This window comes from Mesorhizobium sp. M0408, assembly GCF_040321495.1.
Classification (GTDB): Bacteria; Pseudomonadota; Alphaproteobacteria; order Rhizobiales; family Rhizobiaceae; genus Mesorhizobium.
In genome coordinates this window covers 77,262-90,684 of sequence record NZ_JAMYRO010000005.1, presented here as the reverse complement: position 1 = coordinate 90,684, position 13,423 = coordinate 77,262, and the positions used below count along the sequence as shown (strand labels likewise).

The window sequence follows — 13,423 nt, the reverse complement described above, 5'->3', positions numbered from 1 at the left end:
GGAGCACGCGGCGTCAGGGAAGGAGAACCGCGCGCGTTGGCGTCAGTTCGAGGCAAGCGCTTCGCTGACATATTTCGACGACACGTATTTCGAATAATCCGGCAGCACGGCGTCAATCTTGCCCTGCTCCTTGAGGAAGGCCGATGTCGCCTCGACCGCCTTGACCGTGCCGCCACCGAGGAACTTGTCCGAGGCTTGCTCCTCGAGCGTCGGGAAGACATAGCCCCTCAATAGTTGCGGCACGTCCTCCAGCTTGGCCCCGGTGATCGTGGCGATCTTCGCCGCTTGCGGCGACGTCACCGACCAGACGTCCGGCTTGGCCAGGAACTCGGCATAGGCCGCGCCCGTCACTTTGACGAAGTCGCGCACCGCTTCCGGGTTCCTTTCGGCGAAGTCGGTGCGCACGATCCAGGCGTCGAAGGTCGGCGCGCCCCAGGCGGCGACCTGCGAGGAATCCAGCACGACCTTGCCCGAAGTCTTGATCTGGCCGAGTGCCGGATCCCAGACATAGGCGGCGTCGATGTCGCCGCGCGCCCATGCCGCCGCGATCTCCGGCGGCCGCAGATTGAGAATATCGACCGACTTCGGGTCGACACCCTCATGCTTCAGCGCGGCAAGCAGGCTGTAATGCGTCGTCGAAACGAAGGGCACCGCCACCTTCTTGCCGGCAAGGTCGGCGGCCTTCTCGATGCCGGCGCCGTTGCGGGCGACAAGGGCTTCGGATTCGCCGATCAGCCCGACAATGAAGATTGTCTGGATGGGAAGCTCGTGGCTCGCCGCCGCCGCCAGCGGGCTCGAGCCGACATAACCGATGTCGACCGAACCGGAAGCGATCGCCGCGATCACGTCGGCGCCGGAATCGAATTTCCGCCAGTCGATTGTCGCCTTGGTCGCGCTCTCATAGGCGCCGTCGGCCTGCGGCACCTTCGAGGGTTCGACGACCGTCTGGTAGCCGATAGTGATCTTGAGGTCCTGCGCATCGGCTGGGCCGAGAAAGGCCGCACCAGCCAAGGCCGCCGAGGACAAGAGAACGATACGTCGCGAAATGGTGGACATGAAAGGCTCCTTGAAAAACGAGAAAAACCCGGATTGCGTTTCATAGTCACCTAACTCTATCGTCCTTGTAGAGTTAAATCCTTCCAATCGGTTCGGTCTTGTTAGAAAAAGTCATCTGGCTATGGCAGTTCGCGCGCTTCTGGGTGACGGCCCGGGTGAGAACCATCATCCTTGCCCGGGAACCGCTTCCACGTCGTCCATGCGCGCAACAAGGATTTCCCGTTTTCGCCCCTGCATCGGCAAACCCGTGCTGTGAATAGCCAAGAAATTGGAAACAAGTTCCCTGTGTTCGCGGTTAAGTCTAGTATCCTTATCGACATTGAAGGATTGGAGAGGACGATGAGCGACGCCACCCTCCTTGTTGCCGCGCGCGGCATGCTTTGGCCTTCAAATTCAGGGGCAGAAGCTGCTGTCGGTATTCTCGCCAATGGGGACATTCCTGCCGCCGGCCAGTTTGGCGGTGCGCCATTGGCGGCGGCTTCTGTGCTTCCAAGAGCACAAGCCCCGGCCAAAATGGCCATTGCGGCGTGAAAACGAAGCAAAATCAACGTTTCTCGGCTTGTATATCATGTCACTAGAATTTATCTGTAGTGACAGCTTGGACGCGGCGGGGAGGCACGCCAGGCGTTTCGCAACCGGTGGCCTTGCGCCATCGCATGACAGAGAAACGTTCGGGTTATGCTCACGAAAAAAGGTAAATACGGCCTCAAGGCGCTCGTCCATCTGGCGCGCCTGCCGGTTGGACAGCTCGCCTTCGTCAACGACATCGCCACAGGAAACAATATTCCGAAGAAGTTCCTCGATGCCATCCTTGGCGAATTGCGCAATGCCGGTTTCGTTCAGAGCCGCAAGGGCAAGGAGGGCGGCTACCGGCTGGCACGCCCGGCGGACGAGATCAAGGTCGGCCACGTCGTGCGCGTGCTCGACGGACCGCTTGCCCCCATTCCTTGCGCCAGCCGCACCCAGTATCAGCGCTGCGAAGACTGCAACGAGGCGACATGCCAAGTCCGACACCTGATGCTGGAGGTCCGGCAGGCCATCGCCGAGGTGCTGGACCAGCGCAGCCTCGCCGAAATGCGCGACATCGCCGGCGACGAGGATTTTTCGGCGGCGTTGAAAATCCAAGCCTGAACCAATCTCTCCTGAGCCGGCGACGATCGCCAGGACAGCTGGTGTGCGCATGACCGTGCGCGCTACGCCAAGTTCGATCATCATTGTCGGTGGCGGCGCCAGCGGCGTCGTGCTTGCCGCGCATCTGCTGAAGTCGCCCAATCCCGATCTACGTGTCAGCTTGATCGAAAAACGCCCTCATTTTGGGCAAGGCATGGCCTATTCAACGCTGCTGTCGGCACATGTGCTGAATGTCAGCGCGTCGGGCATGAGCGCCTATGCCGACGATCCCGGCAATTTCTCGCGCTGGCTGCTTGAACGCGGCCTGGCAACGCCGGAACAGGCGCCGGTCTATGCGCCGCGCAGCGTCTACGCCCGCTATCTCAAGGAGCTGCTCGACGAGCTCGAGGCGCGTGAGCAGCAGACGGGCCGGCTGCGCCTGATCCGCGAGGAGAGCCTGTCGATCTCGCCGACCGCGTCAGGCGTCGAAGTGGCGCTGGCCAATGGCACCAGCGTGGTCGCGCATCTTGCCGTGCTCGCCACCGGGCATGACGAAGAGCCGGGGGCGGGGCAGGGGCATGCGATCAGGATGGGATCCGAGGCGGACACTGCGCTCGACCCCGAAGCCCGAGTCCTGGTGCTGGGCACGGGCTTGAGCATGGTCGATGCCTTCCTGTCGCTCGAGCAGCGCGGCCACCGCGGCGCGATCGTCGCGGTGTCTCGGCGCGGCCTGCTGCCTTCGCCGCATCGCAAGGGCAATCCGATCAAGCTCGACGTTGCCGACATTCCGCTCGGCACCCAGCTTTCCTATTTCGTCGGCTGGTTCCGCGACCTGATCCGGGAAAACCAGAAGGCCGGCATCGACTGGCGCGACGTCGTCGACGGTCTGAGACCCTTCAACCAGAAGATCTGGCAGAACTGGCCGTCCTCGGCCAAGCGCCGCTTCGTCGAGCACACCAAAGCCTGGTGGGACATCCACCGCCACCGCATGGCGCCTGAAGTCTACGCCCGCGTTGCCGAGGCGGTGCAAGCGGGCCGCATCCGCCTTGTCGCCGGGCGCGTCGTCGAGATCGCCGCCGGCGACGGCTTCAGCGTACAGGTCCAGTCGCGCCACACGCAGCAGCTCGAAAGCTTCGACGTCACCCGCATCTATGATTGCACAGGCATCGCCAGGGACATCTCGACCACCTCGAACAGCGTGGTGCGGTCGCTGGTCGAGCGTGGGCTGGCACGGCCGGATCCGCTGCGCCTCGGCCTCGACGTGACCGCGAACTGCGAGGTCATCGCCGGCGACGGCACGGTATCCGCCAAGATCCTCGCCGTCGGGCCACTGACGCGCGGCACCTTCTTCGAAATCGACGCCATTCCCGATATTCGCGTGCAGTGTGCGCGGCTAAGCAAGCGCTTACTCGGATGAGGCCCTTTGTCTTGACGCAATTCCGGACGCAGGACACCTGCCGCCGGGTGAAAAGATCTCGGCCACATAGCCGCGTTCGGTGAAGGCGAACCAAGGGTGCGGGAGCTCGCTCCACCAGAAGCCGACCGGCCAGCCCGTGGTGGTCGAGACAGCCGGGTTGGCGATGACGCCACACGTTTCGGCCGTCTCGCATTGACCGGATTGGTGTCGCGGGCGCTCATCTTCGTTCTCCTCCATGGATTTTGTAGCCGGCCAGGCCGTGAGCCGCGACCCTGGCCAGATGACCGGGCAAATTCTGCTTCCGTTGTCACCGTGCCTTGCCTAGCATTGGCGCATGACCCAACGCGGAAGACTGTACGGCTGTCCGGTCGAGTTCGCGCTCGACGCGCTCGGCGGCAAATGGAAGACGGTGATCCTGGCGCGGATCAAGGAACAGCCGATGCGCTATTCCGACCTGCGCCGGCTGATCCCCTCACTCTCGGACAAGATGCTGACGCAGCGCCTGGCCGAGCTTGTCGAGATCGGCTTCGTCACGCTCGAGACGTCGCCCGACGGCAAGGGGCGCTATGCCTTGACCGGGCGCGGTGAAGATCTCGCCGCCGCGCTCCAGGCGCTCTACGACTGGGGCAGCGTGCACGGCCGCGCCGAGGGCGTGCGTTTTCGCACCGACAGCGCAGCCACCACCTAGATCAATTCCGGGAAAAGCGCGGAGCGGTTTTCCGTCCGCAATTGCGTGAAGACAAAGCGATGGAGCGGTTCGGCGTTGCCGTGAAACGGTGGGTCGCGCGGCAAGCCGATTGCCCTCAACCCGCGCCGGCAAGCGCGCTGCAGAAGCTTGCGACGTCGGTGACGACGGCTTCGCCGAGGAAGCGTAGCGTCGCCATCGAGCGGTCGCGCGCTTCGCGGTTGCCGAAGCCACAGGCGTCGTCGATTACCACGGCGACAAAGCCATTGTCGGTCGCCTGGCGAACGGTCGGCTCGATGCCGATCTCCATGGCGATGCCAGCGAGCGCTATCGTGCGCACGCCGCAATCGCGCAAGGCAAAGCCGAGCGCGGTGGAATCGAAGGCCGACATCGTGAGCTTGTCGAACACCGCCTCGTCATCGCGGGGTTCCAGCTCGGGCACGATCCGCGTCGCTTCGGCGTCGCGCGGGAACCACGGCTCAACCGTGTCGGGGCTGTCGCGCCGCTGCCAGTTCATGGCGGTGCGCAGCTGCGTCGCGCCCATCCATTTGCGCGGCAGCGACAGATGGCGCGTGAACGCCACCCGCATTCCGGCCATGCGCGCCGCTTCCAGCACCGTGCCGGTGCGCTCGACGATGGTGGCGGCGCCGGCCACCTGCCGGCAGATGCCGACCTGCATGTCGTAGACCACCAGCGCCGTGCGGCGCGGATCGCACCACTCAGCCAGGCTGGCCGGGATTTCGATCCCGTCGCTCGCCCGGATCATGCCGCAGTCCGGTCCCATGGCTTGGCGATATCGACCGTCGGATCGAACAGGAATTCCAGCGGCAATGGCGCGTCGAAGGCGATGAAGTGCCATTCCAGCAGCCCGGCCTTGGACAGCGGGAAGTCCTCGGTGTATCGCCTCGCTTCCGCGACGCTGTCGAGCTCGAAGACGATGATGACGCCGCCAATATCGCCGCGCGCATAGTTCTCGCGCACGATCCCCGCCTTCCAGAGCCGCCAGACATTCGACACTTCGTCGCGCAGATAAGGCCGCAAATCGTCGAGCGTGACGCCGGGCCTGAAATTGTCATAGGCAAGAATCTTCATCGGCCGTTCCTTGCATTGCTGTTCGCCCAGCGCCGGGTAGCATGGCGGAATCGGCAGCCGCAACGAACGAGATGGTGCGTTGAAACGGCCGCACGATTGCCGTTCTGTGCCGCGCGATCCCTATGGGCGGCCGGGCGGCCGCGGGATAATTTTCGCTGAGGAGGAAAAGCGCGGTGACATCGAAAGGCTGAACCCCGAGGGCATGCACAGCAATCCGGCCTATTCGCAAGGCGTGTCGCTGCCGGCATCCGCGCGCATCGTGCTGGTCGGCGGCCAGAATGGCGTCGACGCGCAAGGCCGGATCGTCGCCAGGGACGATCTCCCTGCACAGGCCGCTCAGGCGCTTTCCAACCTGGCAAAGGTGCTCGAAGCCGGTGGGGCAGAGCCTGAAGACCTCGTCAGCCTCTCGGTCTATATCGCCGGCGACCTGGACATAGGGCCGGCCTTCGGCGCCTGGATGGCCTTCTGGGCAAACCGTGGCGCGCCGCCGATCATCAAGGTGCTGCGCGTCGCCGGCCTCGGTAATCCGGATTTTCTGATCGAGACCGAAGCCCAGGCGGCGATCGCCTGAACCCTAAGCGGGTTCTGCAAATCTTTTGCCTGCCTGCAGGCCGGCGAAGCTTTCGCGAAATTCCATTCCCCTGCTGGCGGCCGGATTGGCACGATCTATCTTCTTTCCAACTGCAAACGGCTGGAAAAGACGGTAGGTTGCCGTCTTCCAGGGCGGTTGCTCATTCTGGCAACGGAGCATCTGACATGAGCAAGCACAAGATCGTGGCACCAGACGATGCATCGTCCCGCCTGCGCCCGCCCTATGCCTCGGTTCTCGACCTGATCGGGCAGACACCGGTCGTCGAGCTGACCAAATTCGACATCGGCAAGTGCCGGCTGTTCATCAAGCTCGAAAGCCAGAATCCCGGTGGCTCGATCAAGGACCGCATCGCGCTGTCGATGATTGCCGCCGCCGAAAAACAGGGCAAACTGAAACGCGGCGGGACGATCGTGGAGGCGACCGCCGGCAATACCGGTCTTGGTCTCGCCCAGGTCGGCATCCCCAAGGGCTACCGCATCATCCTCGTCGTGCCCGACAAGATGTCGCGCGAAAAAATCCAGCATCTGAGGGCGCTCGGCGCGGAAGTGCGCATGACGCGTTCCGATGTCGGCAAGGGCCATGCCGAATATTATCAGGACATGGCCGAAAAGATCGCCGCCGAGTTGCCCGGCGCCTTCTACGCCAACCAGTTTGCCAACCCGGCCAATCCGCTGGCCCACGAAACCACGACCGGGCCGGAAATCTTTCAACAGCTCGGAGGCGATGTCGATGCGGTGGTCGTCGGCGTCGGCTCCGGCGGCACGCTGACCGGGCTTGGCCGCTATTTTGCGAAAGTCTCGCCGAAGACCGAGATGATTTTGGCCGATCCGGTCGGCTCGGTGCTGGCACCGTTGATCAAGACCGGCAAGATGGTAGAGGCCGGAAGCTGGACCGTCGAAGGCATCGGCGAGGATTTCGTGCCGCCCAATGCCGATCTGTCGCTGGTCAGGAAGGCCTATTCCATCCCCGACAAGCAGAGCATGCTTGCGGTGCGCGACCTGCTTTCGAAGGAAGGCATTCTCGCCGGCTCGTCGTCCGGTACGCTGCTTTCGGCAGCGCTTCGCTATTGCCGCGAGCAGACCGTGCCGAAGCGCGTCGGTACCTTCGTCTGCGACAGCGGCAACAAGTACCTGTCGAAAGTCTTCGACGATTTCTGGCTGGTCGAGCAGGGCCTGGCCGAGCAGGAGCAGCATGGCGATCTGCGGGACCTGGTCATGCGCACGCTCCGCACCGGCGATGTCGTGTCCGTCGGCCCGGACGAAAGCCTGCTCAACGCCTATGGCCGCATGCGCCGATCGGATGTCTCGCAGCTGCCGGTGCTGGACGAGGGCAAGCTCGTCGGCATCATCGACGAAAGCGATATCCTCGCCAAGGTCGAAGGCCCCTATGACAGCCGCTGGGACCGCTTCAAGGCCCCGGTCAGTACGGCTATGACCTCTACCCTGCACACGCTGGAAGCCAGCCAGACGCTGGACGCGTTGCTGCCGGTCTTCGATCGCAACGAGGTCGCCATCGTCTTCGATGGCGACGAATTCATCGGCCTGATAACACGCATCGACCTGATCAACCATCTGAGGCGCGCCCGATGACCGTCAAAGCCACCGTATCGGGCAAAAACCGCCTCGCCTTTTCGACGCGCACCATCCATGGCGGCCAGAGCCACGACCCGACGACGGGCGCGGTGATGGTACCGATCTATGCCACTTCGACCTACGGTCAGCAGAGCCCGGGCGTGCACAAGGGCTTTGAATATGCCCGCAGCCAGAACCCGACCCGCTTCGCCTTCGAGCGCGCGGTGGCCGACCTCGAAAGCGGCACAGCCGCCTTCGCCTTCGCTTCGGGGCTGGCGGCGATCGCAACCATTTTCGAATTGCTCGATTCAGGCGCGCATATCGTCGCCACCGACGACATCTATGGCGGCACGTTCCGGCTGCTGGAACGGGTGCGCAAGCGCTCGGCCAATTTGCAGGTCGACTTCGTCGACTTCACCGACCTTGCCGCGGTCGAGGCGGCGATCCGCCCGGAAACCAAACTGCTCTGGGTCGAGACGCCGACCAACCCGCTGCTGCGTGTCGTCGACCTCGAAGGCGTCGCGGCACTTGCCAGGCGCAAAGGCGTGCTCTCAGTCGCCGACAACACTTTCTGCAGCCCCTATCTGCAGCGGCCGCTGGAGCTCGGCATCGACATCGTGGTCCATTCGACGACGAAATACCTCAACGGCCATTCCGACATGGTCGGCGGCGTCGCCGTGGTCGGCGACAACAAGGATCTCGCCGACCGGCTGAAATTCCTGCAGAACGCCATCGGCGCCATTTCAGGGCCGTTCGACAGTTTCCTGGCGCTGCGCGGACTGAAGACGCTGGCGCTGAGGATGGAGCGTCATTCGTCGAACGGGCAGAAGATCGCGCACTGGCTGGAAAGCCGTCCCGACATCCGCCGTGTCATCTATCCCGGCCTGCCCAGCCACCCGCAGCACGCCATCGCCAGGCGGCAGATGCACGCCTTCGGCGGCATGATCACGGTCGAGCTCGACCGCGACCTCGCCGGCACCAAACGCTTCCTCGAACATACGCAACTGTTCACGCTGGCCGAAAGCCTCGGCGGCGTCGAAAGCCTGATCGAGCACCCGGCGCTGATGACGCACGGCTCGATCCCGGCGAAAAAACGCGCCGAGATCGGGATTTCGGATTCGCTGGTGCGGTTGTCGGCCGGGATCGAGGACGGCGACGATCTGATCGCGGATCTGGATCAGGCGCTGGCCAGTTGAGCCGGATAGCGAGACGTCGGCGGGACGGCGCCCCCTCTGCCCTACCGGGAATCTCCCCACGAGGGGGGAGATTGGCCATTATCTTGCGCTTTCGCCAATCTCCAACGCTGAAACGGACGGGACGGCGAAGGGGAGACGTCCGGCAGGACAGAGGGGGGCGTGAGGGATCGCCGACAAGCGGCAATTGTTCTGCGTCGCACCCCCAAGCTTGCACGCTATTCCGTTGACCCAGGGCGCATCTGCCTGAATTGTAGCGTCCCGATCCTTTTGGCTCCATAAGCTATGAACAACCGACAACGCAACCAACCGACGGCAAGCGACACCCCCCTAACCTTTGCCATCCTGGTCTTCCCAGGCTTTCCGATGATGGCGTTCAGCTCGGTGATCGAGCCGCTCCGCGCCGCCAACGTGCTGGCCAAGCGGGACTGCTATCGCTGGATCATCGTCGGCGCCGCCGAAGGCCCGGTGGAGGCCTCGAACGGCGTCGTCATCCAGCCCGGCTTTGCCGCCCATGACGCGCCGAAGGTCGATCGCGTCGTCGTCTGCTCGGGCGGCGATGCCGATCATCTCGTCGCGCACGATGCGGTGAGCTGGATCCGCAGGAGCCTGCGCGACGGCGCCCATATCGGTGCGGTGGCGGATGCCGCCTTCTTCCTGGCTCGGGCCGGCCTGCTCGACGGTCATGCCTGCACCTTGCACTGGACCAGCCAGGCTGCCTTCACCGAAGCGTTTCCGGATATCGAGCTGAGGCGCGATCTCTATGTCATCGACCGCAAGCTCTTCACTTCGGCCGGTGGCGTCGGCAGCCTCGACATGATGCTGGAGATCATCACCAGCGATTATGGCGCCGAACTGGCCGCCGGCGTCGCCGAATGGTTTGTGCACAGCCCGCTACGCTCCAGCGTCGACCGCAAGCTGATGCCGCTCAGGCTGCGGACCGGCGTGCAGAACGAACTGGTGCTGTCGGCCATCGCCATCATGGAGGATGCGGTGGAGGAGCGGCTCGGCATGGCGGAACTGGCGGGGCGACTTGGTGTCTCCTCCGATAAGCTCGAACGCAATTTCCGCTCCGAACTCAGTATCTCGCCCAACAGCTATTACCGCCGCCTGCGGCTGAAGCGTGCCGCCGACCTCTTGGCGCATTCGACGCTGATGGTGCGCGACGTCGCGCTGGCCTGCGGCTTTGCCTCGATGTCGAGCTTTGCGCGGGCGTTTCGGGAGGAGCATGGCCATGCGCCGAAGGTGATGCGGCGGTCTTAGGTGTTTTAACTGCGCCGAGTTCCCGCCCACTCTCCCCCACAAAGGGGGGAGATTGGCCGTCGCCTCCGCTTTCGCCAATTGCCAACATCGCGAGAGTAGCGCCATCGGCGAAGCTGCCGATCTCCCCCCTCGTGGGGGGAGATGTCCGGCAGGACAGAGAGGGGCGCGAAGGATCGCCGGCGCGTCGGGGCTGCGGCATCCGGCACAACATATGCGGCATCTCGCACAGCCTCTACGCGGCGCATAGCCCATCCTCGCCGCTTCCAGGAGGCACCCATGAGCATCGTCGTTTTTGACCCCGACAGCACCGAGGATGTCGACTTCAAGGACCGCATGCGCCATCCGGCGGCGGCGGATCCGGCCGGCGGCATGTGGCTGTCGGACACCGAGCCGTCCTTCATCGACGCCGACGCGCTGCGCAAGGGCCGGCTGGCCAGGCTGCGCGCCTGGATGCGCGAGGCCGGCTATGGCGGCGTCGTTTTGTTCGACCCCAACAACCAGCGCTACGCCACCGGCTCGCGCAACATGTTCGGCTATTTCCTGCGCAACTCGACGCGCTACTTCTTCATCCCCACCGAAGGGCCGATCGTGTTGTTCGAATATCCGCAGAGCTACCATGTCTCGATGGTGCTCGACACGATCGACGAGGCGCGTCCGTCCAAGCTGGTCTGGTCATCGGTGTCAGGCCGCGACGACGAGACCGCCGGCCCGTTCGCCGATGAGATCGCCGAATTGCTCAAGGCGCATGGCGGCGGCTCGATGAAGCTCGGCCTTGACCGCTGCAGCCATCTGCAGGCACTGGCGCTGGAAAAGCGCGGCTGCGAGGTGCGGGATTGCCAGGGCGAGATTTTGGCGGTGCGCGCGGTCAAGACGCCCGAGGAAGTAAAATGCCTGCAGGTGTCGATGGCTGGTGCCGAGGCTGCGGTCTATGCGGTGCGCGAGGCGATCAAGCCTGGCGTTTCCGAAAACGAGCTGTTCGCCATCATGTATGGTGAGGTGATCCGGCAAGGCGGCGAGTTCATCGAGACCCGGCTGCTGACCTCGGGCCAGCGCACCAATCCGTGGTTCAACGAGGCGAGCGGCCGCAAGATCAGGCCGGGCGAACTCTTGGCGCTCGATACCGATACGATCGGCTGCTACGGCTATTATTCGGACTTTTCGCGCACCTTCCGTTGCGGACCGGGCAAGCCGACGGACTATCAGAAGTCGCTCTACCGCATGGCGCACGACCAGGTTCAGCACAATATCGGGGTCGTCAAGCCGGGCATGGCGTTTCGCGCGATTGCCGAAAGGGCCTGGAAGATACCGGACCGCTTCGTCGACCAGCGTTATACCTCGGTCATGCACGGCGTCGGCATGCATGGCGAAACGCCGTTCATAGCGCACGCCATGGACTACGAGACCTATGGCCGCGACGGTGACATCGTGCCCGGCATGGTGGTCAGCGTCGAAAGCTATATCGGCGAGAAGGGCGGCCGCGAGGGCGTCAAGCTGGAAGACGAGATCCTGATCACCGAGACCGGCACCGAGCTCCTGTCGCGCTTCCCCTATGAGGATGATTTCCTTGACAGGCATGTTTGAGTGTTGACAGGCAGTTTTGCATGAAAAGCCCGATCTCGATCAAGCGCGGCAAGGTGGCGGCGGTGTTCATCGATCTCCAGGAGGAGCATCGGCGGGACAAGCGCTATCTGGTCGAAGGCTATGGCGACATCCTCGCCAACGTCCAGCGGCTGCAGGAGGCGGCGCGGGCCAACAATGTGCCCCTTTACCACTGGGCCTATATCGTCGATCTCGCCACGGCGCGGCCGTTCCACCCGGTCGAGGCCAGCGGCAAGTCGGCGTTTTCCGACAAGGACGATCCGCTGACTGCGATCTGCGCGGAAGTGGGCCCGGCGACAGGCGAGATGATGCTGGTCAAGACCGATGCCAGCGCCTTCCGCGCGGGGCCTGCCGCCGAGCGGCTGAAGGCCGACGGCATCGAGTGGCTGGTCGTTGCCGGCGTCTGGACCGAGGCCTGCATCGATGCCACCGTCAAGGATGCGGTGGCGCTTGGGTTTCGAGTGCTGCTGGTCAAGGATGCCTGCGGCAGCGGCAGCACGGCGATGCACCAGACGGCCATCCTCAACCTTGCCAACCGGCTCTATGGCGGTGCCGTCACCACCACCGACGGCGCCTGCCTGCTGCTGGCAGGCGAGACGGTCGAAGCCTGGCAGGTCGAGGGCTCGGTGCCGCTGCGCTTCAGCTATGAAAATGCTGCCCGGCTCTACGCCGAGCTCTGAGCGGGATCGCGCAGCGATGATCACCGAGGCCGAGCGACCCGGAACGAGAGGGCGCGGAAAATACCAAACGCTGCTCGATCCGGAGCTGTGGGCCTATATCGATCGGGTCAACGAGTGGTATCCGCCCGAAATCGTCTACATGCCGATCGACAGGCAGCGGGCGGTCTATGATGCCACGTGCCGGGCGTTTCGCGAGCCCTATCCACCCGGCGTCAAGGCCAGCGACAGCGCGGTTCCTGCCGGCGACCGTGCGATCTCGGTCCGGCGTTACCAGATGGCGGGCACGGCGCCGCAAGCGATGGTTGTCTATTATCACGGCGGCGGCTTCGTCCTTGGCGGGCTCGACAGCCATGACGACATCTGCGCCGAGATATGCGCCGGCACCGGCTTTGCCGTGCTGTCCGCCGATTACCGGCTGGCGCCCGAGCATCTGCATCCGGCCGCCTTCGACGATGCGCTGGCCGTATTCGAATGGGCGACGGCGACGGCCGGCCTGCCGATAGTGCTCTGCGGCGAAAGCGCCGGCGGCAATCTGGCCGCTGCGGTGGCACAGGCGACACGCCGCCATCCTCGCCATGCGATCGGCCAGGTGCTGATCTATCCCGAGCTCGGCGGCCCGGAACCAGTTGGCAAAGAGAGCGCCGGGTCCTGTGTCGAGCACGCCGAAGCGCCGCTGCTGACGTTGCGCGACATCGAGTTCTATCGCCAGATCCGGTCGGCGAAGGGACAGTCGCAGGACGACCCGACCTTTTCGCCGCTCAGCGACACCGACTTCTCCGGGCTGCCGCCGACGGTCATCGTCACCGCGCAATGCGACCCGCTGTCCTCGGAAGGCGAGGCCTATCGCGACCGCATCCTCGCCGCCGCCGGTCGCGCCTGGTGGCATGAGGAGCCGCGCCTCGTGCATAGCTTTCTACGCGCCCGCAAGACCGTGCCGCGAGCCGGCGAAGCCTTCGGGCGCATCATTGCGGCCATCGCCGCGCTCGGCAAAGGCGACTGGCCTTACTGAGGTTGCGAAGGCCCCCTCATCCGGCCGCTTCGCGTCCACCTTCTCCCCGCTGGGGAGAAGAGGCTGGCATCAACGCTGGCGACCTCGTCTCCCCCCGGGGGAGAGGTCGGATTGCCCCGAATTGCCCTTCGCAATTCGGTTGGCAATCCGGGTGAG

The 13,423-nt window shown here is 64.3% G+C and carries 14 protein-coding genes; 11 read left to right on the top strand and 3 right to left on the bottom strand.

What is annotated here, in order from left to right; all coding sequences use genetic code 11:
- Nucleotides 1–42: 42 nt before the first annotated feature.
- Nucleotides 43–1,056, bottom strand: coding sequence for a taurine ABC transporter substrate-binding protein (gene tauA, locus NKI67_RS07580; RefSeq protein ID WP_023675904.1), 1,014 nt, complete (start codon nt 1,054–1,056; stop codon nt 43–45).
- Nucleotides 1,057–1,395: 339 nt separating this feature from the next.
- On the opposite strand from tauA, the gene NKI67_RS07575 reads away from it, so the two are divergent.
- The 4 genes from NKI67_RS07575 to NKI67_RS07560 all read left to right on the top strand — a co-directional run bounded on the left by NKI67_RS07575 (nt 1,396) and on the right by NKI67_RS07560 (nt 4,271).
- A complete protein-coding gene (locus NKI67_RS07575; RefSeq protein WP_156937312.1) occupies nt 1,396–1,587 on the top strand; it encodes a hypothetical protein in 192 nt (63 codons plus the stop codon).
- A 147-nt stretch (nt 1,588–1,734) separates the two neighbouring features.
- The gene (locus NKI67_RS07570) at nt 1,735–2,187 is read left to right on the top strand and encodes an RrF2 family transcriptional regulator (protein WP_023675902.1); all 453 of its coding nucleotides are present in this window, start codon (nt 1,735–1,737) and stop codon (nt 2,185–2,187) included.
- 49 nt (nt 2,188–2,236) lie between these two features.
- Entirely contained in the window at nt 2,237–3,583 is a 1,347-nt protein-coding gene (locus tag NKI67_RS07565) for an FAD/NAD(P)-binding protein (protein ID WP_023675901.1), read from the top strand.
- A 334-nt stretch (nt 3,584–3,917) separates the two neighbouring features.
- A complete protein-coding gene (locus NKI67_RS07560) occupies nt 3,918–4,271 on the top strand; it encodes a winged helix-turn-helix transcriptional regulator (protein WP_023675899.1) in 354 nt (117 codons plus the stop codon).
- Nucleotides 4,272–4,386: 115 nt separating this feature from the next.
- Here the strand turns inward: NKI67_RS07560 and NKI67_RS07555 are convergent, their stop codons facing one another.
- Both NKI67_RS07555 and NKI67_RS07550 read right to left on the bottom strand, forming a co-directional pair.
- Entirely contained in the window at nt 4,387–5,034 is a 648-nt protein-coding gene (locus NKI67_RS07555; RefSeq protein WP_031211561.1) for a cysteine hydrolase family protein, read from the bottom strand.
- On the bottom strand, nt 5,031–5,360 hold the full coding sequence (locus tag NKI67_RS07550) for a hypothetical protein (RefSeq protein ID WP_023675896.1): 330 nt from the start codon (nt 5,358–5,360) through the stop codon (nt 5,031–5,033). The genes NKI67_RS07555 and NKI67_RS07550 overlap by 4 nt, the downstream gene beginning before the upstream one ends.
- A 79-nt stretch (nt 5,361–5,439) precedes the next feature.
- Between NKI67_RS07550 and NKI67_RS07545 the strand changes: the two genes are divergently transcribed.
- The 7 genes from NKI67_RS07545 to NKI67_RS07515 all read left to right on the top strand — a co-directional run bounded on the left by NKI67_RS07545 (nt 5,440) and on the right by NKI67_RS07515 (nt 13,267).
- Nucleotides 5,440–5,931: a RidA family protein gene (locus NKI67_RS07545; protein WP_245274665.1), complete on the top strand. Its 492-nt coding sequence runs from the start codon at nt 5,440–5,442 to the stop codon at nt 5,929–5,931.
- 185 nt (nt 5,932–6,116) lie between these two features.
- A complete protein-coding gene (locus NKI67_RS07540) occupies nt 6,117–7,541 on the top strand; it encodes a pyridoxal-phosphate dependent enzyme (protein ID WP_023675893.1) in 1,425 nt (474 codons plus the stop codon).
- Complete coding sequence (locus NKI67_RS07535; protein WP_023675892.1) at nt 7,538–8,719, top strand: cystathionine gamma-synthase; 1,182 nt, start codon at nt 7,538–7,540, stop codon at nt 8,717–8,719. The genes NKI67_RS07540 and NKI67_RS07535 overlap by 4 nt, the downstream gene beginning before the upstream one ends.
- Before the next feature lie 282 nt (nt 8,720–9,001).
- The gene (locus tag NKI67_RS07530) at nt 9,002–9,979 is read left to right on the top strand and encodes a GlxA family transcriptional regulator (protein WP_023675891.1); all 978 of its coding nucleotides are present in this window, start codon (nt 9,002–9,004) and stop codon (nt 9,977–9,979) included.
- A gap of 276 nt (nt 9,980–10,255) precedes the next feature.
- Nucleotides 10,256–11,560, top strand: coding sequence for a M24 family metallopeptidase (locus NKI67_RS07525; protein ID WP_023678942.1), 1,305 nt, complete (start codon nt 10,256–10,258; stop codon nt 11,558–11,560).
- Nucleotides 11,561–11,580: 20 nt separating this feature from the next.
- The gene (locus NKI67_RS07520; RefSeq protein ID WP_352644919.1) at nt 11,581–12,258 is read left to right on the top strand and encodes an isochorismatase family protein; all 678 of its coding nucleotides are present in this window, start codon (nt 11,581–11,583) and stop codon (nt 12,256–12,258) included.
- Nucleotides 12,259–12,274: 16 nt separating this feature from the next.
- Nucleotides 12,275–13,267 (top strand): alpha/beta hydrolase, encoded by a 993-nt coding sequence (locus tag NKI67_RS07515; RefSeq protein WP_051406197.1) that lies wholly within the window; start codon nt 12,275–12,277, stop codon nt 13,265–13,267.
- The last annotated feature ends 156 nt before the right edge of the window (nt 13,268–13,423 follow it).

What these genes read in the sequence shown, in the direction of transcription:
- NKI67_RS07555 (WP_031211561.1), bottom strand. Translation starts at nt 5,034, where the DNA reads ATGATCCGGGCGAGCGACGGGATCGAAATCCCGGCCAGCCTGGCTGAG.
- NKI67_RS07530 (WP_023675891.1), top strand. Translation starts at nt 9,002, where the DNA reads ATGAACAACCGACAACGCAACCAACCGACGGCAAGCGACACCCCCCTA.
- NKI67_RS07575 (WP_156937312.1), top strand. Translation starts at nt 1,396, where the DNA reads ATGAGCGACGCCACCCTCCTTGTTGCCGCGCGCGGCATGCTTTGGCCT.
- tauA (WP_023675904.1), bottom strand. Translation starts at nt 1,056, where the DNA reads ATGTCCACCATTTCGCGACGTATCGTTCTCTTGTCCTCGGCGGCCTTG.
- NKI67_RS07565 (WP_023675901.1), top strand. Translation starts at nt 2,237, where the DNA reads ATGACCGTGCGCGCTACGCCAAGTTCGATCATCATTGTCGGTGGCGGC.
- NKI67_RS07515 (WP_051406197.1), top strand. Translation starts at nt 12,275, where the DNA reads ATGATCACCGAGGCCGAGCGACCCGGAACGAGAGGGCGCGGAAAATAC.
- NKI67_RS07560 (WP_023675899.1), top strand. Translation starts at nt 3,918, where the DNA reads ATGACCCAACGCGGAAGACTGTACGGCTGTCCGGTCGAGTTCGCGCTC.
- NKI67_RS07570 (WP_023675902.1), top strand. Translation starts at nt 1,735, where the DNA reads ATGCTCACGAAAAAAGGTAAATACGGCCTCAAGGCGCTCGTCCATCTG.
- NKI67_RS07525 (WP_023678942.1), top strand. Translation starts at nt 10,256, where the DNA reads ATGAGCATCGTCGTTTTTGACCCCGACAGCACCGAGGATGTCGACTTC.
- NKI67_RS07535 (WP_023675892.1), top strand. Translation starts at nt 7,538, where the DNA reads ATGACCGTCAAAGCCACCGTATCGGGCAAAAACCGCCTCGCCTTTTCG.
- NKI67_RS07540 (WP_023675893.1), top strand. Translation starts at nt 6,117, where the DNA reads ATGAGCAAGCACAAGATCGTGGCACCAGACGATGCATCGTCCCGCCTG.
- NKI67_RS07550 (WP_023675896.1), bottom strand. Translation starts at nt 5,360, where the DNA reads ATGAAGATTCTTGCCTATGACAATTTCAGGCCCGGCGTCACGCTCGAC.
- NKI67_RS07520 (WP_352644919.1), top strand. Translation starts at nt 11,581, where the DNA reads ATGAAAAGCCCGATCTCGATCAAGCGCGGCAAGGTGGCGGCGGTGTTC.